This window comes from Streptomyces orinoci, from assembly GCF_003121295.1.
GTDB lineage: Bacteria > Actinomycetota > Actinomycetes > Streptomycetales > Streptomycetaceae > Streptomyces > Streptomyces orinoci.
Genome location: NZ_PHNC01000009.1, coordinates 159,830 through 181,554, shown reverse-complemented (window position 1 = coordinate 181,554; position 21,725 = coordinate 159,830). Strand labels below are relative to the sequence as shown.

General features: G+C 70.9%; 15 protein-coding genes. 12 read left to right on the top strand and 3 right to left on the bottom strand.

The features are described 5' to 3' along the window. Positions 1–15: 15 nt before the first annotated feature. On the top strand, positions 16–1,770 hold the full coding sequence (locus tag CV755_RS07325) for an acetyl/propionyl/methylcrotonyl-CoA carboxylase subunit alpha (protein ID WP_109279357.1): 1,755 nt from the start codon (positions 16–18) through the stop codon (positions 1,768–1,770). Between the two features lie 73 nt (positions 1,771–1,843). Here the strand turns inward: CV755_RS07325 and CV755_RS07320 are convergent, their stop codons facing one another. Together CV755_RS07320 and CV755_RS07315 are read right to left on the bottom strand one after the other, a co-directional pair. Beyond that, positions 1,844–2,605 (bottom strand): ABC transporter permease, encoded by a 762-nt coding sequence (locus tag CV755_RS07320; protein ID WP_109279356.1) that lies wholly within the window; start codon positions 2,603–2,605, stop codon positions 1,844–1,846. Between the two features lie 4 nt (positions 2,606–2,609). After that, the gene (locus CV755_RS07315; RefSeq protein WP_241561029.1) at positions 2,610–3,503 is read right to left on the bottom strand and encodes an ATP-binding cassette domain-containing protein; all 894 of its coding nucleotides are present in this window, start codon (positions 3,501–3,503) and stop codon (positions 2,610–2,612) included. Positions 3,504–3,829: 326 nt separating this feature from the next. Here CV755_RS07315 and CV755_RS07310 point away from each other — a divergent pair, with 326 nt between their 5' ends. Together CV755_RS07310 and CV755_RS07305 are read left to right on the top strand one after the other, a co-directional pair. After that, positions 3,830–4,450 carry a thioesterase II family protein gene (locus tag CV755_RS07310; protein ID WP_422070516.1) on the top strand — a complete coding sequence of 207 codons (621 nt, stop codon included), beginning with the start codon at positions 3,830–3,832 and terminating at the stop codon, positions 4,448–4,450. Between the two features lie 40 nt (positions 4,451–4,490). Next, complete coding sequence (locus CV755_RS07305) at positions 4,491–5,171, top strand: response regulator transcription factor (protein ID WP_109279353.1); 681 nt, start codon at positions 4,491–4,493, stop codon at positions 5,169–5,171. A 13-nt stretch (positions 5,172–5,184) separates the two neighbouring features. Here CV755_RS07305 and CV755_RS07300 read toward each other — a convergent pair whose 3' ends face one another. Continuing rightward, complete coding sequence (locus CV755_RS07300; RefSeq protein WP_109279352.1) at positions 5,185–6,345, bottom strand: sensor histidine kinase; 1,161 nt, start codon at positions 6,343–6,345, stop codon at positions 5,185–5,187. Between the two features lie 165 nt (positions 6,346–6,510). Between CV755_RS07300 and CV755_RS07295 the strand changes: the two genes are divergently transcribed. The 9 genes from CV755_RS07295 to CV755_RS07255 all read left to right on the top strand — a co-directional run bounded on the left by CV755_RS07295 (position 6,511) and on the right by CV755_RS07255 (position 21,723). After that, a complete protein-coding gene (locus CV755_RS07295) occupies positions 6,511–7,914 on the top strand; it encodes a class I adenylate-forming enzyme family protein (protein WP_109279351.1) in 1,404 nt (467 codons plus the stop codon). A gap of 561 nt (positions 7,915–8,475) precedes the next feature. Beyond that, on the top strand, positions 8,476–9,954 hold the full coding sequence (locus CV755_RS07290) for a sugar transferase (RefSeq protein ID WP_109279350.1): 1,479 nt from the start codon (positions 8,476–8,478) through the stop codon (positions 9,952–9,954). A 73-nt stretch (positions 9,955–10,027) separates the two neighbouring features. Beyond that, positions 10,028–11,353 (top strand): nucleotide sugar dehydrogenase, encoded by a 1,326-nt coding sequence (locus CV755_RS07285; protein WP_109279349.1) that lies wholly within the window; start codon positions 10,028–10,030, stop codon positions 11,351–11,353. Continuing rightward, entirely contained in the window at positions 11,343–12,638 is a 1,296-nt protein-coding gene (locus CV755_RS07280; protein WP_193553368.1) for a glycosyltransferase family 4 protein, read from the top strand. The genes CV755_RS07285 and CV755_RS07280 overlap by 11 nt, the downstream gene beginning before the upstream one ends. After that, complete coding sequence (locus tag CV755_RS07275; RefSeq protein WP_109279348.1) at positions 12,635–14,029, top strand: Wzz/FepE/Etk N-terminal domain-containing protein; 1,395 nt, start codon at positions 12,635–12,637, stop codon at positions 14,027–14,029. Before CV755_RS07280 ends, CV755_RS07275 begins: the two co-directional genes overlap by 4 nt. Beyond that, positions 14,026–15,627: a Wzz/FepE/Etk N-terminal domain-containing protein gene (locus tag CV755_RS07270; RefSeq protein ID WP_109279347.1), complete on the top strand. Its 1,602-nt coding sequence runs from the start codon at positions 14,026–14,028 to the stop codon at positions 15,625–15,627. Before CV755_RS07275 ends, CV755_RS07270 begins: the two co-directional genes overlap by 4 nt. Before the next feature lie 3 nt (positions 15,628–15,630). After that, the gene (gene asnB / locus CV755_RS07265) at positions 15,631–17,559 is read left to right on the top strand and encodes an asparagine synthase (glutamine-hydrolyzing) (protein ID WP_109279346.1); all 1,929 of its coding nucleotides are present in this window, start codon (positions 15,631–15,633) and stop codon (positions 17,557–17,559) included. A 25-nt stretch (positions 17,560–17,584) separates the two neighbouring features. Beyond that, entirely contained in the window at positions 17,585–19,771 is a 2,187-nt protein-coding gene (locus CV755_RS07260) for a bi-domain-containing oxidoreductase (RefSeq protein ID WP_109279345.1), read from the top strand. Further along, positions 19,768–21,723, top strand: a complete 1,956-nt coding sequence (locus tag CV755_RS07255; RefSeq protein ID WP_109279344.1) for a heparinase II/III family protein — start codon at positions 19,768–19,770, stop codon at positions 21,721–21,723. The genes CV755_RS07260 and CV755_RS07255 overlap by 4 nt, the downstream gene beginning before the upstream one ends. Positions 21,724–21,725: the final 2 nt, after the last annotated feature.

Genomic DNA, 21,725 nt, shown 5'->3' with positions numbered 1-21,725 from the left:
TTGAGGAAATGCATCGTGTATAAGGTGCTCATCGCCAACCGTGGCGAAATCGCTGTCCGCGTCGCTCGTGCGTGCCGGGATGCCGGGATCGGCAGTGTGGCGGTCTACGCCGACCCGGACCGTGACGCATTGCATGTCCGGGTGGCAGACGAGGCGTACGCGCTGGGCGGTGACACCCCCGCGACCAGCTACCTCGATATCTCCAAGGTGCTCGCCGCGGCGGCCGAGTCGGGGGCCGACGCCGTCCACCCCGGCTATGGCTTCCTGTCCGAGAACGCCGAGTTCGCCCAGGCCGTGCTGGACGCCGGGCTGATCTGGATCGGCCCCCCGCCGCAGGCCATCCGCGACCTCGGCGACAAGGTGGCGGCCCGTCATATCGCCCAGCGCGCGGGCGCGCCGCTGGTGGCGGGTACCCCCGACCCGGTGTCCGGTGCCGAGGAGGTCGTGGCCTTCGCCGAGCAGCACGGGCTGCCGATCGCCATCAAGGCCGCCTTCGGCGGCGGCGGGCGTGGCCTGAAGGTCGCCCGCACCATGGAAGAGGTCCCGGAGCTGTATGACTCCGCGGTGCGCGAGGCGGTGGCCGCCTTCGGCCGCGGCGAGTGCTTTGTGGAGCGCTACCTGGACCGTCCCCGGCATGTGGAAACCCAGTGCCTGGCGGACCAGCACGGCAATGTGGTCGTGGTCTCCACCCGTGACTGCTCCCTGCAGCGCCGCCACCAGAAGCTGGTGGAGGAGGCCCCGGCCCCGTTTTTGTCCGCGGAGCAGAACGCCGAGCTGTACCGCGCCTCCAAGGCCATCCTCAAGGAGGCCGGCTATGTCGGCGCGGGCACCGTGGAGTTCCTGGTCGGCCAGGACGGCACCATCTCCTTCCTGGAGGTCAACACCCGTCTTCAGGTGGAGCACCCGGTCACCGAGGAGGTCACCGGCATCGACCTGGTGCGGGAGATGTTCCGCATCGCCGACGGCGAGGAGCTCGGCTACGACGACCCGCCGGCGCGCGGTCACTCCTTTGAGTTCCGCATCAACGGCGAGGACCCCGGCCGCAACTTCCTGCCCGCCCCCGGCACCGTCACCAAGTTCAGCCCGCCCACCGGCCCGGGCGTGCGCCTGGACGCCGGTGTGGAGTCCGGCTCGGTCATCGGCCCGGCCTGGGACTCCCTGCTGGCCAAGCTGATCGTCACCGGCGCCACCCGGGAACAGGCCCTGCAGCGCGCCGCCCGCGCCCTGGCCGAGTTCGAGGTCGAGGGCATGGCCACCGCCATCCCCTTCCACCGCGCCGTGGTCGCCGACCCCGACTTCACCGCCGAGCCCTTCCGGATCCACACCCGGTGGATCGAAACCGAGTTCAACAACACCATCCAGCCCTTCACCGGCGCGGGCGGTCAGGACGGCCAGGCGGAGGAGGAGCGCCGGACGGTGGTGGTGGAGGTCGGCGGCAAGCGCCTGGAGGTCTCGCTGCCCTCCTCGCTGGGCGGGGCGGCCGCGCCGGGCGGGGCCCGGCCCAGGCCCCGCCCGCGGCGGGAGACCGCCCGCCGCTCCCCCTCGGCCGCCTCCGGTGACGCGGTGGTCTCCCCCATGCAGGGCACCGTGGTGAAGGTCGCGGTGGCCGACGGCGACCAGGTGGCCGAGGGCGATCTGGTGGTCGTGGTGGAGGCCATGAAGATGGAGCAGCCCATCAACGCCCACCGCGCGGGCACCGTCAAGGACCTGGCCGTGACCGCGGGGGCCGCGGTGACCTCCGGCTTCGTCCTGTGCGAGATCAAGGACTGACCGGGCCGCTCCCGCCGCACGGACAAAGGGCCCGGGGCCGCACAAGCGGCCCCGGGCCCTTCGGTGTTGGCCCTCAGGCCTGGTTACGGGCCATGGTGCGCCAGCCCAGCAGCCCGCATACCACCGCCATCACCACGGTGATCAGCGTGCCCTGGACGGCGGCGGTGGAGCCGTAGTGTCCGGCGGTGATGGCCCGCAGCGCCTCGACCACATGGGACAGCGGATTGATCCTGGACAGGGTGTGCAGCCAGCCGGGCGCGTTGTCCATCGGCAGCAGCACCCCGGACAGCAGCATCAGCGGCACCAGCATCATGTTCAGCAGCGGTGCGAACTTGTTCTCCTCCTTGACCGTCAGGGCCAGCGCATAGGAGAGCGAGCTGATGGCGGCGCCGAGAACGGCGGCCAGGGCCAGGGCGAGCACCACGGCGAGCACCGGGGTGCGGAAACCGAAGGCGGTGGCGGCCGCGAGCAGCACGCCGCCCTGGATGACCAGTTGGGCCATGTCGCCCAGGACGCGGCCCAGCAGCAGGGCCAGCCGGCTGACCGGGGTGACCCGGAGCCGTTCGGTGACGCCGCTGCGCAGTTCGGGGGTGATGGCGAAGCCGGCGTAGGCGGCGCCGAACAGGGTGAGCTGCATCAGCATGCCGGGAACGAACCACTGCCAGGCGTCCACCTTCGGCGGCAGGGCGTTCTTCACCAGCGGCCCGAACAGCACCAGATACAGCAACGGGCTGAAAACGGCGACGATATGGAGTGCCGGGCTGCGCAGCCACGGCTGGGCGGAGCGGACGAACACCAGACGGGTGTGCCGGAACAGTCGCAGGGTACGTGTCATGGGTCTACTCCTGTTCCGCGCCGTCGCCGGCACCGGCCTCGGCATCCCTGAGGCTGCGGCCGGTCAGGGTGAGGAACACATCATCGAGAGTGGGTCGTTGGGTGCTGACGGCCTCAACCGGTGCCCCGATGCGGTCCAGTTCGCGGACCAGTACGGGCACCGCCGCGTCGCCGCGGGGCACCCGGAACCGTACCGAGGTGGCGTCCGTGGTCACCTCGCGGGCGCCGGGAAGGTGGCCGATCACCGTGGCGGCCTCGGCGGGGGCGCCGGTGTGCAGGGTCACCAGGTCACCCGAGACCTCCGTCTTGAGGGAGTCCGGGGTGCCCTCGGTGATGATCCTGCCGTCGTCGATGACGAGGATGCGCTCACACAGCGCGTCCACCTCGTCCAGGTAGTGCGTGGTGAGGAACACGGTGGTGCCGTGCCGGTCGCGCAGGGACCGGATGTGCTCCCACAGATTGCTGCGGCTCTGCGGGTCCAGGGCGGTGGAGGGCTCGTCCAGGAAGACCAGACCGGGCCGGTGCACAATGCCCATCACGATGTCCAGGCGGCGGCGCTGGCCTCCGGAGAGGGTGGAGACCGTGCGGTTGTCCATCCCCTCCAGGTCGAACTGTTTGAGCAGATCCGTCACTTGGCTCCTGGCCTCGGCGGCGGGCATCCCGTACAGCCGTGCCTGCATGACGAGTTCCTCGCCGACCCGCAGGCCGGCGCCGGCCCCATTGCCCTGGCCCACATAACCTATGCGGTTGCGCACCCCGTTGGGGTCCGCCAGCAGGTCGCAGCCCGCGACGACGGCCTCGCCGCTGGTCGGGCGCAGGAGCGTGGAGAGCATCCGCAGCGTGGTGGACTTTCCGGCGCCGTTGGGGCCGAGGAAGCCCACCAGTTCCCCCTCCGCCACGTCGAAATCAACACCCTGTACGGCTTTTACAGTGTTTCTCCGGCTTCGGAAGGTCTTGGTAAGACCCCTCACCTTGAGCATCGACTGGCCCTCATTCGATCAGGTCACAATTGCGGCATTAAAGGGCAAGGTAGAGAAGGGGAATTGGCCGGGCAACCCCTAGTCGCCCCTGTCGGAACCCCCACTCCGGAAGGCGGCCCGCGGCTTCCGCGGCCGTTCTCCGTATCGAAAAATCAGCCTGTGGGTGTATGGCCCTGCAGGTCCGGGCATAGTGTGATGGCTGTGTTCAAGCAGTAGTCACCAAATCTCCATGAAGGGACGTGGCGGTGTCCTTGGCAGTTGCTGAAGACGTCGAGGTGATCAGCATCAGCCACCTCCTTACTCCCAGTAAATTCAAAATGGCCTGTTTTCCGCATTTCATCGGCTCGGCGGCGGCCTTCCTGGGAATGTCGGAACTGCTGCTGCCCACCGTGGAGGTGCTGGCCTTCCAGTATCCGCACTGGGACGGATCTCCGGCGCCCTCCCACATCGCCCGCACCGAGGCGCTGGTGGCCGGCTGTTTCGAGGCACTGGCGGACCACACCGACCGGCCGCTGGCCCTGTTCGGGCACCGCTCGGGCGCATATCTGGCCTACCGGGTCGCCCAGCGGCTGGAGCGCGAGACCGGGCGGGTGCCCTGCACCCTGTTCGTCTCCTCGCAGAGCGCTCCGCAGCCCTGCCGTACCGTCCCGGCCGAACCCCCGTTGTCCTGCGATGTGGTGGCGCTGATGAGCGGGAGTGACCCGCGTATTTCGCCGGCGGACATGGGAGGTTGGGCGTTGTGCACCGGCGGTCGCTTCGACCTGGAGGTGTTCCCCGGCGCGCGCGGCTTTCTCGACTCCGACCGGCGCCAGGTCGTCAACCTCATCCATGACCAGTTAATCTCGCTGCCCGGGATGCCGGACTGACCGCCGCCGTCCGGCCGAGACAGCGGAGGTTCCCCAGAAGATGAAAGACCGTCCGGCCCAGCGGCCGATCCGAGTGGCCGTGGTGGACGATCAGGAGATCGTGCGGGAGGGACTGACCGCGCTGGCCGGGTTGTTGGAGGGCATCGAGGTGGTCGGCGACGCCAGTGACGGGCAGGCCGCGCTGCGGCTGGTCGCCGAGCGTTCCCCCGATGTGGTGCTGATGGACATGCGGATGCCGGTGATGGACGGCATCGAGGCGACCCGCCGCATCACCCGTGACCATCCCCGGGTGGCGGTGCTGGCGCTGTCCACCTATGCCGAGGACAAGCTGGTCATCGAGGCGCTGCGGGCGGGAGCCCGGGGCTATCTGACCAAGGACGCGGGCCGTGCCGAGATCGCGGCCGCGGTGCGTTCGGCGGTCTCCGGCAATCTCACCCTGGACGCGCGGGTGACCCGGTATCTGGTCAACGCCCTGTCCGCGAAGGGCGGTGAGGACGAGGCACGGCAGTGCCCGCCGGGGCCGGACGGGCTGACCCGGCGGGAGGTGGAGGTGCTGCGGCTGGTGGCGCGGACCCTGAACAACGCGGAGATCGCCGCCGCGCTGTTCATCAGCGAGGCCACGGTCAAGACGCATCTGAACAACATCTACTCCAAGACCGGGCTGCAGAACCGCGCCGACGCCGTGCGCTACGCCATCACCCAGGGCCTGACCACCGACTGACCTGCCCGGCCGCTCACTTCGGCACCGTGGCGGTCACCAGCCACCACTCGCCGCCGTCCGCTCCTTTCTCCTGCGGTCCGGCGGCCAGCGTGCCGCCGACCAGTGCCAGCCGTTCGTGCATGCCGGTCAGGCCATAGCCGGGAACATGGATCTCCGGCTGGACCGGCGGCTCCTCGGGCAGCCGGTTGCGTATCTCGATGCCCACCGAGTCCTGCCGGTAGCGAAGGGTCATCTCCACCCGTTCCCAAGGGGCGTGCCGTCCGGCGTTGGTGAGTGCTTCCCGGGCTGCCTGGAGCAGGGAGACGGTGGCCGCGGACGATATCGGGTGCTGCTCGCCCTCGACCTGGAAGGCCACCGCGACCCGGTGGTCGCGCTGATGCTCCTGGCCGAGTTCGGCCAGCGCCTCCTGGAGGGAGGGCACATCGCCGCGCAGGGCGGCGACGGCCCGTCTGGCCTCGCGCAGGCCTTCCTGGACCAGCCGCCGGGAGCGGCGCACCCGCGCCAGCGCCTGGTCCACATCGTCGTGTTCGCTCAACAGGGCGTCGGCGACCTCCAGTTGGACGCTGAGGGCGCCCAGGGAGTGGGCCAGCACATCGTGGATCTCCCGGGCGATGCGGGAGCGTTCGGCCAGCGCGGCGGCGCGGGCCTGTTCGGCATTGGCGCACTCGGTCTGTTCCAGCAGTTGCCGGGCCTGGCGGATCTGTACCGCGTACTGGCGGCGGTTGAGGCCCAGCAGCACGGCGACCACCAGCAGCACAAAGGTGAACAGCACCGTGGACAGCGGGAGTCCATGGGCCGTCTGGGTCACCAGGGGCAGTGCCAGGACCAGGCCGACGGTCAAGGACAGCCGCCGGACGGGGATTTCATCCAGGGCGCACAGCCGGCCCAGCAGCACGCTGCACATGGCGGTCGCCGCGGGGTCGGCGGCGAAGCCGATCGCGGCCGAGGCCAGCAGGGTGCTGCCGATCAGCGCGGCGTGTGCCAGGTCCGGCAGGATCCGTCCGCAGCCGACGAACAACAGCCAGCCCAGACAGGACGCCGCGTACAGCGCCCACACCCAGGGCTTGTCCTCTCCGGAGACGGCGAGGATGACGGACAGGACGACGGTCCCCAGCAGCTGGACCACCAGCCAGCTGGGCGCAAGGCGGTCCAGGAGCGGTTGTTGTCGGGCCATTCTCCGGATGGTAGCCAGAGCGCTCGGGTGGCTCGCACCCGCCTCCATTGCCGTACCAGGGGCCCCTACGGGGGCCTTAAGGGTTCTGTGCCCCCATCCGTCTCAGCAGACTGGGCAGGGCAGCAAGCTCCGCAAACACCCGCAGACAAAGGAAGCGTGCGACAGGTGACCGCGAAGATCTTTGCGGCTGACTCCGTGCGGACCCTCCTCGAAGCCGAGGACGAGGCCGTACGTGTCGCCCAGGTGCTCCGTGAACACGGCATCGTCCCCGGCGACCGGGTGGTGCTCAAGGCCGGCAACTCCACGGCGTGGGTGGTGACTCTGCTCGCCCTGATGCACGCCGGCGCCTCGATCGTCCTGATCGACCAGCAGGAACACGCCCGGGACACCCGGGAGATCATCCTGCGCACCGGCGCCCGAGTGGTGCTGGCCGATGAGGAAGCCCCGCTCGACAAGGAACAGCGTCCCATCCTCCTGTATTCGCTGCTGGTGGCCGCCGCCGGGCGGGAAACCGGCGGGGAGCGGCTGTCGGTGGACACCTGGTGTGCTCTGCCGGACGGGCTGATCATGTGGACCTCCGGCTCCACGGGAACGCCCAAGGGCGTGGTGAAGTCGGGCCGGAAGTTCCTGAAGAACCTGGAGCGCAATGCCGCGCAGGTGGGGCACCGGCCGGACGATGTGCTGCTGCCGCTGCTGCCCTTCCCGCACCAGTACGGCCTGTCCATGGTGCTGATCGCCTGGCAGAGCCGCTGCTCCCTGGTGATCGCCCCCTACCGCCGGCTGGACCGGGCGCTGCTGATGGCGGACCAGACCGGCGCCACGGTGATCGACGCCACCCCGGCCAGTTACCGCAGCATGCTCAACCTGGCAGCTCGCAAGCCGGAGTTGAGGCGCAGCATGGAGCGGGTGCGGATGTTCTGTGTGGGCGCCGCGCCGCTGGACGATCCGCTGGTGGAGCGTTACCGCGAGGAGTTCGGGCAGCCGCTGCTGGACAGCTATGGCTCCACCGAACTGGGCAATATCGCCTTCGCCACCCTGGAGAACCCGGTGGCCTGCGGGCAGGTCATGGACGGCATCAAGCTGCGGATCGTGGACGACTCCGGGCACCCGGTGCCGCCGGGCGCGATCGGGGAGATCGAGGTGGACACCCCCGACGGGCTCGAGGGGCACCTCGCCGAGGACGGCACCCTGCTGCCTACCCCCACCGGCTGGCAGCGCACCGGTGACCTGGGGTATCTGGACGAGGGGGACAATCTCTTCGTCCTGGGCCGCAAGTCCGCGGTGCACCGGATGGGTTACACCCTCTACCCGGAGGTGATTGAACGTCAGGTCGCCAAGGGCGGCTGCTCGGCGCGGATCGTCCCGCTGCCCGATGAACGGCGCGGTGCCCAGCTGGTGTTCTTCATCGAGGACGAGGAGCAGCGGCCGGAGGCGTACTGGCGCGAGCGGCTCAACGGAATGCTCTCCGCCTATGAGCGCCCGGACCGCGTTGTTGTCCTTGAGCGCTTCCCCCTCAACCGCAATGGCAAGCCGGACAAGCGCCGGCTCGCGGAGCTCGCCGCCGGCTGAGGCCGCTGCTTCGCTTCTTGCATCGGCCGCCCCCTGACCGTCAGGGGGCGGCCGATGACGTGTGCCGGACCGCCCCGATCAAGTCGCGCCGCCCGGCTACCAATTCGATCACCCCCCGCCCGCCTCAGGCCCCTAGGCGGCGAATGATCGATTGATGAATTCTCAACGCTGAACACAAATTTCACACGACCCCTCTACATACTTGGCTTCCCTGGTCTAGATTGTGCGTGCTTCAGCCGCTCGGGTACGAGGCGACCAGTAATGATCTATGGGGCCGGCGCTGCCGGAGATCCATCAGTCGCGTCCCGGTGCCAGACGTGGGGGTGATCAATTCTTGGCGCCCGGGGGGGGGCCTTGGGTACGGGGAGCACCCGAGGACTCGACGGGTTCCCGTGCGCTCAAGAGGCCGGCGGGATGTGCGAGGTCGCTGCTGCCAAAGTGGCGGTTTTCCAAGTAGCCCTGAAATAGCCGGGGTTTCATGTGCGGGAGGCGGGGGCCTCCCGAGGGGGGAGCAACAGTGCCAGGCGAACACGTCGAACCACTGGCGACCTGGGGGGACTTGTGCGGCAGGGGGAATTAGTCAGCCCGTTTCCGTCGGAGCGAAGACGCCTGGGGAACGGGACAATCAGCCAGCCGGAGATCGACTGGGAACAGCGGTACCGCCGTACCGTGATCACCAGCGATACTCTGGCCACCGCCTTTGTGGTGGCGTCGATCGGGATCTTCTTCGGGGCCCGGGACGCGACCAACTGGCATGAGAAGTGGGGAATTCTCGCCTTCGGCACCGAACTGCTGGTGCTGGGAGCGCTCGCGGTGAGCCGGGCGTGGGCTCCGGCCGTGCTGGGCCAGGGGGCCGAGGAATTCCGCCGGCTCGGACGCTCACTGTCCACGGCGGCCGTCGTATTGGCGCTCGGGGGGATCGCCCTCACCTCGCGCAATATCAAACTCTGGATCTTCGCCGCGATTCCCGCGATCGCGCTCGTCACCATGACCGCGCGGTATCTGCTGCGCCTCTGGCTGCATAAACAGCGGAAAGAGGGACGGTGCCTGCGGCCGGTGCTCGCCGCCGGGAGCCCGGCCACCGTGCGCGATCTGATCGCCCGGACCCGTAAGTTCCCGCATCTCGGCTGGCGGGTGGACGCGGTGTGCACCACGGACGGTCCAGGACTCGACGGTGACCAACTGGACGGAGTGCCGGTCGTCGGCCCGCTGGCGGAGGTCGCCGGCCATGTCCGGCGCGACGGCTACCGGGTGGTCGCGGTCACCCCGGACCCGCACTGGTCACCGGACCGGCTGCAGCGGCTGGCCTGGAACCTCGAGGGCAGCGACGCCGAGATGGTGGTGGCACCGGTGCTGATGGAGGTGGCCGGCCCGCGGCTGCACATTGACGCGGTGCTGGGGATCCCGCTGCTGCGGGTCAGCATGCCGGCCTTCACCGGGGGCCGCCGGGCGGTCAAAGAGGTCGTGGACCGGGTGGGCGCGGCGATCCTGCTGCTGCTGTTCGCGCCGCTGATGGTGCTCGTCGGGCTGCTGGTGCTGGTGGACAGCCGGGGCGGGGCGTTCTACCGCCAGCGCAGGGTCGGCAAGGACGGCCGCGAGTTCACCATTCTCAAGTTCCGCACCATGGTCGCCGGGGCCGACCGCGCACGGGCCGAACTGGCCGACCGCAACGAGGGCGCCGGCCTGCTGTTCAAGCTCCGCCGGGATCCGCGGGTGACCCGGGTGGGAGCGGTGCTGCGCCGCTACTCGATCGACGAGCTCCCGCAGCTTTTCAATGTGCTCACCGGATCGATGTCGCTCGTCGGTCCACGGCCTCCGCTGCCGGAGGAGTCCGCCGCGTACGGCCCGGACATCCGGCGCCGGCTGCTGGTCAAGCCCGGGCTCACCGGCCTGTGGCAGATCAGCGGACGCAGCGATCTGCCATGGGAGGAGGCGGTCCGGCTGGACCTGCGGTACGTGGAGGACTGGTCGCTCGCCCTGGACACAGTGATCTTGTGGAAGACGCTGCGTGCGGTGGTCCATGGGCAGGGGGCCTATTGATGCGCGGGGGTCGTCAGCCGGCCGGCGCGCGGATCGCAGGCCGTCAGGGCCTGCCCGGGGGGAGGAACGGGTCATGAGGGTCAGCGTTTTCGGGCTCGGCTATGTGGGCTGTGTATCGGCCGCGTGCCTGGCCGGGATGGGGCACCAGGTCATCGGGGTGGACGTCAACCAGGTGAAGGTCGGCCTGGTCAACGACGGCAAGACCCCGGTGGTCGAGGAGCGGATCGGCGAGCTGATCGCCGAGGCCGTGCGGACGGGAGCGTTACGCGCCACCGGCGACGTCCGTGAGGCGGTCATGGGCAGCGAGGTGTCGCTGGTCTGCGTGGGCACGCCATCGGAGCCCAATGGCAGCCTGTGCACCACTTATCTGGAGCGGGTCACCGAGCAGATCGGCGCCGTGCTGGCGGATCGTCATGGGCGCAGCGGGCGACACACCATTGTCTTCCGCAGCACCATGCTCCCGGGCACCTGCCTGAACCTGCTGGTGCCGATCCTGGAGAAGTACACCGGCGGCACGGCCGGGGTGGACTTCGGGGTCGCGGTCAACCCGGAGTTCCTGCGCGAGGGCACCAGCGTGCGGGACTTCTTCGACCCGCCCAAGACCGTCATCGGCGAGCTCGACCCGGCAAGCGGGGACACGGTGCTGGCGCTGTACGACGGCTTGCCCGGCGAGGTGTTCCGGGTGCCGGTCCCGACCGCCGAGGCGGTCAAATACGCGGACAACGCGTTCCATGGCCTCAAGATCGGCTTCGCCAATGAGCTGGGCGCGGTGTGCCAGGCGCTCGGGGTGGACTCACACCAGGTGATGGATGTCTTCCTGGCCGACCGCAAGCTGAACATCAGCCCCGCCTATCTGCGGCCGGGCTTCGCCTTCGGCGGCTCCTGCCTGCCCAAGGACCTGCGCAGCCTGGTCCACGCGGCGCAGCGGGCCGATGTCTCGGTGCCCATCCTGGCCCATGTGCTGCCCTCCAACTCCGCGCATCTGCAGCGCGCGGTGGAGCTGGTGGAGCGTACCGGCAAGCGCCGGGCGGGGCTGTTCGGGCTGTCCTTCAAGCCCGGCACCGACGACCTCCGCGAGAGCCCGCTTGTGGAGCTGGCGGAACGGCTCTTCGGCAAGGGTTACGACCTGCGGATCTATGACGCCAATGTGAGCCTGTCCCGGCTGCTCGGCGCCAACCGCGAGTACATCGAGACCCGGCTGCCGCACCTGGCGCAGCTGCTCGCGGATTCCGTCGAGGAGGTGCTCGACCACGCCGAGGTGTGCCTGGTCGGGACCAGGGATCCGGCCGTGCTGTCGGCGCTGCCCCATGGCGACGGCCCGGTGCTCATCGACCTCGTCCGCCTTCCCGACGCCGAGGCGCGCCGGGCCGAACCGGGGTATATGGGCCTTGCTTGGTGACACGGCATTTGGTGACACATCGTTCGGTGAATTCGGTGACACAGCCGGCGGCGGGCGGCGCGCGCTGATCCTGGTGGAGAACCTGTCGGTGCCCTTCGACCGGCGGGTGTGGCAGGAGTGCACAACGCTGCGCGATGCGGGCTGGGAAGTGCATGTCATCTGTCCCCGGGGGCGCAACCGGGACACGGAGCCGGAGGCGGAGATCGACGGGGTGCGGATCCACCGCTACCCCTTGCGCGCGGCCACCGGAGGGCCGGCCGGCTATCTGCGGGAGTACGGGGCGGCGTTGTGGCATACGGCCCGGCTGGCCCGCAAGGTCGGCCCGGTCGATGTGGTGCACGCCTGCAACCCGCCCGATCTGCTGTTCCTGACGGCCCTTTTGCTGAAGCGGCGCGGTGCGCGGTTTGTCTTCGACCAGCACGACCTGGTGCCCGAGCTGTATCTCTCCCGGTTCGGCCGTGGCGAGGACCTGCTCTACCGCGGCGTATGCGCGCTGGAACGGCTGACCTACCGGGCCGCGGATGTTGTGCTCGCCACCAATGAGAGCTACCGGGATGTCGCGGTATGCCGTGGCGGCCGGCGGCCGGAGGACGTCTTCGTGGTGCGCAGCGCGCCCCAGACAGACCGGTTCCAACCGGTGCCGCCGGAGCCGGAGTTCAAGCGCGGCAAGCCTCATCTGCTGTGCTATCTCGGTGTGATGGGCCCACAGGACGGCGTGGACTACGCCTTGCGGGCCCTTGCGAAGCTGCGCGACGAGCTCAAACGGGACGACTGGCATGCGGTGTTCATCGGTGCCGGGGACGCCTTCGAGGCGATGAGGGAGCTATCGGGGCGGCTGGGGCTCGGTGAACAGGTGCAGTTCACCGGGCGCATTCCGGACGCCGATCTGGTGCGCTATCTGTCCACCGCGGATGTATGCCTCTCCCCCGACCCGCGCAATCCGCTCAACGATGTGTCCACCATGAACAAGGTCCTGGAGTACATGGCGATGGGCCGGCCGATCGTCTCGTTCGACCTCCGGGAGGCGCGCGTCTCCGCCGGTGACGCTGCCGTGTACGCACCCGCCAATGACGAGGCCCAATTCGCCGGGCTGATCGCGCTGTTGCTGGACGATCCGGAGCAGCGGGCCCGGATGGGCAGGATCGGTCAGGAGCGGATCAACGGGCGGCTTTCCTGGCGGAACTCGCAAGCGTCGCTGCTTGCCGCCTATGCCGCCGCCTGCCGCGACCGCTCCGCGGGGCCGGCGGGCCGCCCGGTCCCCGCACGGAAGAGGCCGCGCCATTGAGCGATGATCCGATACGCCTGGTCACCATCGGGCGGATTCTCCGTCGGCGCTGGCGGCTGCTCGCCGTCCTCGCCGTGGTGGGCGCGCTCGCCGGCTATGGCACCTCGCTGCTGTATCCGCCGCGCTACACCGCTTCGGCATCGGTACTGCTGCCGGGGCAGTGGGAGGAGCGGGCGCTGCTGACCCAGGCGGAGATCGCGACCAGTTCCGCGGTGGCCGACCGCGCGGCCGCCGCGCTCGGCTGGCGGGGCGTCAGCGGCCGTGAGCTGCACAACCGGGTGAGCGCCAAGGCCGCCGACGGCAACATCATCAAGATCTCGGGGACGGCCGACACCCCGGAGCGCGCGCAGCGGCTCTCCGACCAGGTGGCCCAGCAATTCGTCACCTTCGCCGCGCGGATCGCGGGCGCCGGCGGTGACAGCACCGACCCGGACGCGGCCACCGGGCCCGAGGCGCTGCGGCAGAAGGTGGCGGAGGCCGGCCGGCGGATCACCGACCTGGCCAATTCAGCCAATCCCGGGCAGACCGTGGAGGGCGTACAGGCCCGTACCGAGCTGGAGAAGCTGCGTACCGGGCTGGAGGAGGCGATAAAGAAGCTGGACCAGGCCGGTCCGGCGGCCAACAAGGCCGGCATGGTGGTCATGGGTCCGGCGGCCCGGCCGGCCGGCGCGGCGCCGCCGACCAGGACGCAGCTCATCGCCGCCGGAGCGCTGCTGTTCTTCCTGCTGGCGGTCGTCGGCCATCTCATCGCCGCGCGGGTGAACCGCCGGCTGCGCACCGAAGCGGAGATCGCCGCGGCGCTGGGCTCGGTGGTGCTGGGTACGGTCGAGGTAGTTGCCGAACGGTCCGCGCACGGGCCGGAAGGGCGCGGCGCGCGGGCCCGGATCCGCCGGCTGCTGGGCGTGGACACCCGCTGGGAGATACCGGTCCCGCCGGCGTCCGGCGACGAGGCCGGCAGACGGATCCGCTGCCGGCGGGTGTGTGCCCGCCTCCGGGACCAACTGCCCGCGGACGGGTGCCTGTTGGTGGTCGTACCGGACGGCGATGAGATCGCCCGCCGGGCCGCCGGGCAGCTCGTCGCCGAGGCCGGGGGCGATTCCCTGCTGCGGGTGGTGGGGGTTCCGGTGTCCCAGCCGATGGTGCCGGACCGCGACACCGAGTCCGGTGCCCTGGTCGTACTCAGCGCGGGCAGCCGGACCGCGGAGGAGCTCGCCGGTATCGCGGAGGCGTGTGCGGATGGCGGGCATGAGGTCGTCGGCATTGTCCTCGCCGGGCCGGTCCGGGCCCGTGCCAGGCGGTCCGCCGGCCATTCCCCGGACAACGGCCATGCGCCGGACAACGCCACCGGGGCGCTCGCGGTTCGCGGCCACGCGGCGGGAGGTTCTGTGTGACGACCGGCAAGTCTTCGGAGCCGTCGGCCGCCGCTCCGCTGCTGGACCTGCAGGCGCTGGTGGTGGCGGTGCGCAGGCGCCGCCGCTTGTGGTGCGCCATGGCGCTGCTGGGGCTGCTGGCCGGCGCGGCGATGGCGGTCCTGCTGCCGTCGCGGCCGGCCGCGGTGACCAAGGTGCTGGTGGCGCATCAGGCGGACCAGCCGAATGACACCGGAACGCTGATCCGCACCGATGTCGAGCTGCTGCGGACCACGCGGATAGCCGGCGAGGCCCTGCGGTCCCTCAACTCCCCGGAAAAACCGGAGGACTTCATACGGGACTACCGGGGTACCGGCTTGACCAACAATCTGCTGCGGATCGATGTGACGGGCGACAGCGACGCCCAGGCCTTGGCCCGGGCCAAGGCGCTGGCCGATGCCTTCGTCGCGGACCATCTGCGACGGATGCGGGAGACCGCGCAGGCCGAGGCCAAGGCCCTGCTGGACCAGCGGGACCGGATGCGGGAGGAGCTCGCCCAGGTCAACAAGGCGATCGGGGACCGGTCGCCGGGAAGCGACCCAAAGGCGTCGGCCAGCTTTGAGTCGCTCTTCGCCCGCCGGGCCGAGCTCAACTCGCGGATCTCCGATTTCGACCAGCGCGCCGCGGAGGCACGCACCGGCGCGCCCAGGCTCATCGCCGGCACCCAGATCGTGGACGGCCCGAGCGCGGTGCGGCACTCCCTGCCCAAAGCCGCTGCCACCAACGCCGCCATCGGGCTGGTCCTCGGGCTTGTCCTCGGGCTCGCGGTGGCCGCGGTCGGCGCGGTGGTGGCGGACCGTCCGGTGCTGCGCCGGGAGATCGCGGCGAACCTGGGCGCCTCGGTCATCGCCGAGCTGCCCCGTGCGCCCCGCCGGCCGGCCGGGCGGTGGCAGCGCCGACGGACCAGGGCGGCCTATGAACGGCTCACCACGACCCTGGCCCGCACCGTGCGCGGCCCTGCGGAACCGGTGTCGCTGCTGGAACTGGGCTGTGCGCGCAGCACCGCCGTGATCGCCCTGAATGTGGCCAGGGCCTTGGCGGCGGACGGGCCGGTGGTCATCGTCGATGGTCTGCCCGGCCCGGAGCTCACCGGCAGCCGTGAGAAGCCGGGCGGTCTGACCGTGGTCAGCGGCGAGCGGGTGGCGGCCGTGCCGCAGCAGGCGCGCCGGCTGGGCGTCGGTTCGGTCGCGCCCGGCACGGCGTGGACGGACCTCCGGTATCTCGGCAGCCGGACCGTGCTGGTCGTGCGTGCCGGGCACGGCAGCGCCGCCTGGCTGCACACCGTGGCACGGCACCTGGCGGACCAGCACATCGTGGTGATCGGTGTGGTGCTGATCGACCCCGATCCGGGTGACCGGACCGACGGCACGCTCTGGGACGGGCCGCGCACCGCCCCGCGCGGCCATGACGAGCGGGCGGCCCGGCAGAACGGTGGGGGTGCCTCCCACGCCGTTCCGGCAGTGGGGGAAGGGCGGGCGCGGACGGGGCGGCCGCCGAGGCCGGCCAGTGGGGCCTCCCCTGCTCGAACGGAGTTGAGAGCTCGGGGAAGGGTCCCGGACAGCGACCAGGAGGCGCGCTAGCAGATGTGTGGCATCGCAGGCAGTTACCGATGGCCGGACGGTCGGGCCGTCACCGGCCGGCTCACCGATATCCTCGCCCACCGCGGTCCGGACGGGGCGGGCCGGTACAGCCACCCCGCCGGTGACGGCGAAGTGCACCTGGGGCACCGCCGGCTGGCCGTCATCGACCTGTCCCCGTCCGGCGCCCAGCCAATGGTCTCGGGCGGTCTCGCCCTGACCTACAACGGCGAGCTGTACAACGCGCCCGAACTGCGTGCCGAGCTGGCGGCCGCCGGGGTGCGCTTCCGGGGCACCTCCGACACCGAGGTGCTGCTGGAGTCCTGGCGGCGCTGGGGCACGGACTGTCTGCCCCGGCTGCGCGGCATGTTCGCCTTCGCCGTCTTCGACGAGCGGACCGGTGACCTGGTGCTCGCCCGCGACCAGCTCGGCATCAAGCCGCTGTTCCTGCTGCGGCGCGGTACGGGCCTGGTGTTCGCCTCCGAGCTCAAGGCGCTGGCCGCTGTGACCGGTGGATCGCTGGAGGTGGACCATGCGGCGCTGGTGGCCTCGCTGCTGTACTACTGGGTGCCGGACTCGCGCTGCGCCTTCCGGGAGGCGGAGAAGCTGCCGCCGGGGAGCTGGCTGCGGTGCCGGGCCGACGGCCGGGTGGAGCGCGGCCGGTTCTGGAACCTCCGTGAGGTGGCCGCCGGGGCCCGGGAGCGGGCCCGGGGCGGCGGGCAGCCTGACCTGGCCGCCATCGTGGAGGAGTCGGCCCGGCGGCACCTGCTCTCCGATGTACCCGTGGCGGCCTTTCTCTCCGGCGGGCTGGACTCCAGCTATCTGACCGCGCTGGCGGCCCGTCACCAGGGCGGGATCTCCGCTTACACCATCGGGTTCCGGGCCGAGGACGCCAGATTCGAGGCGATGCCGGACGATCTGCGCTATGCCCGGCAGGTGGCCGAGCGGTTCGGCGTCGATCTGCATGAGATCGAGATCGCTCCCAATGTGCTCGATCTGCTGCCGCGGATGACATACCACCTGGACGAGCCGATCGGCGACCCCGCCGCGATCAACACCTTTCTGATCTGCTCGGCCGCCCGGGAGGCCGGGGTCAAGGTGATGCTCTCCGGGATGGGCGCCGATGAGCTGTTCGCCGGTTACCGCAAGCACCTGGCCAATCTGCTGGCGCTGCGCTACCAGCGCGTCCCGCGTCCCCTGCGGCGCGGCCTGTCCGCCACCGTGGACCGGCTGCCGGTCGCCACCTCCCGCCGGGGCTACCGGTCGGTGCGCTTCGCCAAGCGGTTTCTCTCCTTCGCCGAGCTGCCGGAGGAGACCGCCTTCCGGCGCAGCTACACCATGTACGACCAGGACGAGCTGCTCGCCCTGGTCCATCCGGACCTGGCGCCGGCGGTCGGGGATGTGCTGACCGAGCACGCGGACATCTATCAGGACAACGACCTGGACGACTTCGTCAACCGGATGTGCCTGGGCGACGCCCGGATGTTCCTGCCGGGGCTGAACCTCGCCTATACGGACCGGTCGAGCATGGCCGCCTCGACCGAGGTGCGGGTGCCCTATGTGGACATCGAGGTGGTCAAGGCGGCATTCGCCGTGCCCGGCGACCGCAAGATCGTCGGGCGGCAGGGCAAGGCCGTACTGAAGGAGGCGGCCGCCTCGGTGCTGCCCCGGGAGATTGTGTACCGGCCCAAGGGCCTGTTCAGCGCCCCGCTGCGGGCCTGGATCAGCCGGGATCTGGCACCGCTGGTGCGCGAGGTGGTGCACGACGGCGAGCTGGTCCGTTCCGGGTTGCTGCGGCGTGAGGCGCTGGCACGGCTGGTCGCCGAGGACGCCGCCGGGCAGCGGGACTTCTCCAAACATCTATGGCATGTGCTGACCCTCGAGTACTGGTATCGCGGCGCGACCTCTGGCTCCGGCCAGAGCCAGGCGGCCTGACGGAGTGGAAACAAGAGGAGCTCGGGTGAAACAGGTTGTGCAGAACTACAAGAGCGGCGAACTGGCGGTGCTCGAGGTGCCGGTGCCCGGGTGCAAGCCGGGCGGTGTGCTGGTCCGCAGCGCCTACTCGCTGATATCCACCGGGACCGAGCTGATGAAGGTCTCCGAGGCCGGCATGTCGATGCTGGGCAAGGCCCGTTCCCGTCCGGACCAGGTGGCCAAGGTCATGCAGAGCGTGGCCACCCAGGGGGTGCCCGCCACCTACCGCAAGGTGATGGGCAAGCTGGACTCCTATACGCCGCTGGGCTATTCGCTGTGCGGGGTGGTCGAGCAGGTCGGCACCGGGATCGACGATGTGAAGGCCGGCGACCTGGTGGCCTGCGCCGGCAATGAGCACGCCCTGCACGCCGAGCTGAACTGGGTGCCGAAGAACCTCTACACCCCGGTGCCGGACGGCCTCGCCTCACGGCACGCGGCCTTTGGCACCGTCGGGTCCATCGCGTTACAGGGTGTCCGCCGCGGCGAGTCCCAGCTGGGCGATGTGGCGCTGGTCATCGGCCTGGGGCTGATCGGGCAGCTGGTGGTGCAGCTGCTGGCCGCCTCGGGGGTCCGCGTCGTGGGGGCCGACCCCGACCCGGTGCGCTGTGAGCTCGCCGAGCGGCTGGGCGCCGCGGCCTGCGGCGATCCCGGGTCCGCGGCCGTGGAGGCCGCCGTCGCCAAGCTCACCGGCGGGCATGGGGTGGACCAGGTGTATCTGGCCGCCGGCGGCGCCAGCAACCAGCCCGTCGAGCTGGCCGCCCGGCTGAGCCGGGACCGTGGCCGGGTCGTGGACATCGGCAAGTGCCGCCTGGACCTGCCGTGGAACGCGTACTACGAGAAGGAGCTCGACGTCCGGTTCTCCCGCTCCTACGGCCCCGGGCGCTATGACCCGGAGTACGAACTCGAGGGGCGGGACTATCCGATCGGTCATGTGCGCTGGACCGAGCGCCGCAACCTGGCCTGTTTCCTCGATCTCCTGGCCCGTGGCCGGGTGGACGTGGAACCGCTGGTCTCCCACATAGCCGACTTCGAGGACGCCGTGGAGACCTATCAGCGCCTGAAGGACGGCGAGTTGAAGGCCGTGGCCGTGCTGTTCCGGTACCCCGGACAGGCGCCGGAAGCCAAGGCCCCGGCGGTCACGGTGCCCACGGTGACGGTGCGGCGGAGTCCGGCCCGGGCCGCCAAGGGGCCGGTGCGGCTGGCGTTCGTCGGCGCGGGGAACTACGCGACCTCGATGCTGCTGCCGCACCTGGCCCAGCGCGACGGCGTCGAGTTGTCGGCGGTCGTCACCACCACGGCGCTGTCCGCGGCCAACGCCAAGCGGAAGTTCGGCTTCGGCAGGGCGACCACCGATCTCGACGCCGTGCTCGGCGACCCGTCCATCGACGCGGTGTTCGTGGTCACCCGGCACAGCTCACACGCCCAACTGACCCGGAAAGCACTGCTGTCGGGCAAGGCGGTGTTCGTGGAGAAGCCGCTGGCGCTCAGCGAGGACGAACTGGCCGCGGTGCTCACGGCGGTGGAGGAGTCCGGCAACGACCGGCTGCAGGTGGGCTTCAACCGCCGGTTTGCGCCGCTGCTGCGGGAGGCCGGCGAGCGGTTCGGCGCCCGCAGGGGTCCGGCGAGCCTGCGCTACCTGGTCAACGCGGGCCGGCTGGGGCACGGCAGCTGGTACCTCCAACAGGACACCGAGGGCTCCCGGTTCGCCGGTGAGGGCGGGCACTTCATCGACACCGCGAGCTGGCTGCTCGCGGCCGACCCGGTCTCGGTGTATGCCATCGCCACGCCCGGCAACGAGGACCTGCAGGTCGTGCTGGGCTACCCGGACGGATCCACCGCCACCATCAGCTATGTCACCACCGGCGCGCCCGGCTTCCCCAAGGAGACGCTGGACGTGGTCGCGGACGGCAGGGTGCTGCGGCTCGACGACTTCGTCCGTGCCTCGGTGTATTTCGAAGGCACGGCCGGCCGCAAACGGTGGGTCAGTTCGCGGCTGCCCCAGGCCCGGGACAAGGGCCAGAACGCCGAACTGGCCGCGTTTGTCAAGGCGGTACGGACCGGCGGGCCGATGCCGGTGCCGCTTCAGTCGCTGGTCGCCACCACGACGGCCACCCTCGCCGTGCGGGCGAGCCTGGCGGGCGGCGCGCCGGTGACCTTGGCGAGGGCGCGATGACCATGAACGCGGGCTGGTATCTGCGGCGGCTGTCCCGGATGGGGCCGCTGGAGGCCGCCGGCCGGGTGGGCGACGCGGTGCGCAGACGGCGGTGGCGGTCGGCGCCGCCGCACTGCCCGAGGGTCACCGGCGCCCGGTTCACCGCGGTACTGCCCGCCGGGACGATCGCCGCACTGCCACCGGACGCCGCGAAACGTCTTGTCGCGGAGGCGGACCGGCTGATGGACGGGCACGCCGGGTATTTCGGCGTGGACCGCGACGACCTGGCCGACCCGGACTGGTGGTACGACCCGAAGACCGGGCGCCGGGCCCCCTGGGGCCATGCCTTCGATATGCCGTACCGCGACGAGGACGCCGTCGGGGACATCAAGCAGATCTGGGAGCTGTCCCGGCATCAGTACCTCACCGTGCTGGCCGCCGCCTACGCGATCACCGGGGACGAGCGGTACGCCGAGCGCGTGGCCGGGCATCTGCGGTCATGGTGGGCGGCCAACCCGCCGCTGCGCGGCGTGCACTGGACCAGCGGCATAGAGCTGGGCATCCGGCTGCTGTCCTGGGTGTGGATCCGCCGGCTGCTCGACGGCTGGCCGGGCGCGGCCGGGCTGTTCGAGGACAACCCGGTGGCACTGCGCCAGATCTGGCACCACCAGCGCTGGCTGGCCGCCTTCCCCAGCCGGGGCTCTTCGGCCAACAACCATGTCATCGCCGAGGCCGCCGGGCAGTTGGCGGCGGCCTGCGCCTTCGGCTGGTTCCCCTCCTCGGCGCACTGGCGGGCCGGCGCGCTGCGGTCGCTGGAGCGGCAGCTGCGGGGCAACACCTTCGCCTCCGGCCTCAACCGCGAGCTGGCCACCGAGTACCACGGACTGGTGCTGGAGCTCGGCCTGGCCGCGGTGGCCGAGGCGGATGCCGCCGGGGTGCCGGTTCCCGCGTCCGTCCGGCTGGTGCTGCTGCGGATGACCGACGCGCTGGCGGCCATCGTGGACGGCCGGTTACGGCCGCCGCGCCAGGGGGACTCGGACGACGGGCACGGTCTGGTCCTGGACGGCGCGGGCACCGACCGCTGGGCCTCGCTGCTGGCCACCGGGGACGCCGTGTTCGGCCGGCTCCCCTGGTGGCCGGTGGTGACCGGCACCGATCTGCGCACCGGGCTGCTGGCCGCGCTCATCCGGCCGTACCCGGACGAGGGAACCGCGGCGGCGGTGGCCCGCCCGACGAGCCGGCCGGGCCACTTCGCCGACGCGGGCATGACCATCCTGCGTGGTCCGGCGGGGATCTGGTGCCGCTGTGACGGTGGCCCGCACGGCTTTCTGTCGATCGCCGCGCATGCCCACGCGGACGCGCTGTCCCTGGAGGTCCGGCACGACGGGGTCGATGTGCTCGCCGACCCGGGGACGTTCTGCTACCACGGGCAGCCCGAGTGGCGGCGGTACTTCCGGTCCACCCTCGGCCACAACACCCTGCAACTGGACGGCGCCGACCAGTCCGTCTCCGGCGGCCCGTTTCTGTGGACCCGGCATGCCCGCAGCCGGGTGCTGGCCGTGGACACCTCCGGCACCCCGGCCCGCTGGTGTGCCGAGCACTACGGCTACCGGCACTCGGTGCACCGCCGCCGGGTGGAACTGACGGCCGCGAGCCGGGAGCTGAGGGTCATCGACGAGGTACGCGGCCCGCGCCGGACCGTGCGCCTGGCCTTCCACCTCGGCCCGGCGATCGCCGCGGAGCTGGTGGGGAACCGGGCGGTGCTCACCTGGACCCGGGACGGCGAGGACCGCTCGGCGGTGCTCGACCTGCCCGGGCGGCTGTGCTGGCGGGCGCACCGCGGCGAAAGCGACCCGCCGCTGGGCTGGTACTCCGCCGGCTTCGGGCGCAAGGAACCCACCACAACGCTGGTCGGCACCGGCTTCACCGACGGCGTCGAGGGGTTCACCACCGTACTCGGGTTCCACGGCTAGGG

Excerpts from the sequence above, each read along its gene's own strand:
- CV755_RS07320 (WP_109279356.1), bottom strand. The coding sequence starts at position 2,605 with ATGACACGTACCCTGCGACTGTTCCGGCACACCCGTCTGGTGTTCGTC.
- CV755_RS07305 (WP_109279353.1), top strand. The coding sequence starts at position 4,491 with ATGAAAGACCGTCCGGCCCAGCGGCCGATCCGAGTGGCCGTGGTGGAC.
- CV755_RS07300 (WP_109279352.1), bottom strand. The coding sequence starts at position 6,345 with ATGGCCCGACAACAACCGCTCCTGGACCGCCTTGCGCCCAGCTGGCTG.
- CV755_RS07285 (WP_109279349.1), top strand. The coding sequence starts at position 10,028 with ATGAGGGTCAGCGTTTTCGGGCTCGGCTATGTGGGCTGTGTATCGGCC.
- asnB (WP_109279346.1), top strand. The coding sequence starts at position 15,631 with ATGTGTGGCATCGCAGGCAGTTACCGATGGCCGGACGGTCGGGCCGTC.
- CV755_RS07255 (WP_109279344.1), top strand. The coding sequence starts at position 19,768 with ATGACCATGAACGCGGGCTGGTATCTGCGGCGGCTGTCCCGGATGGGG.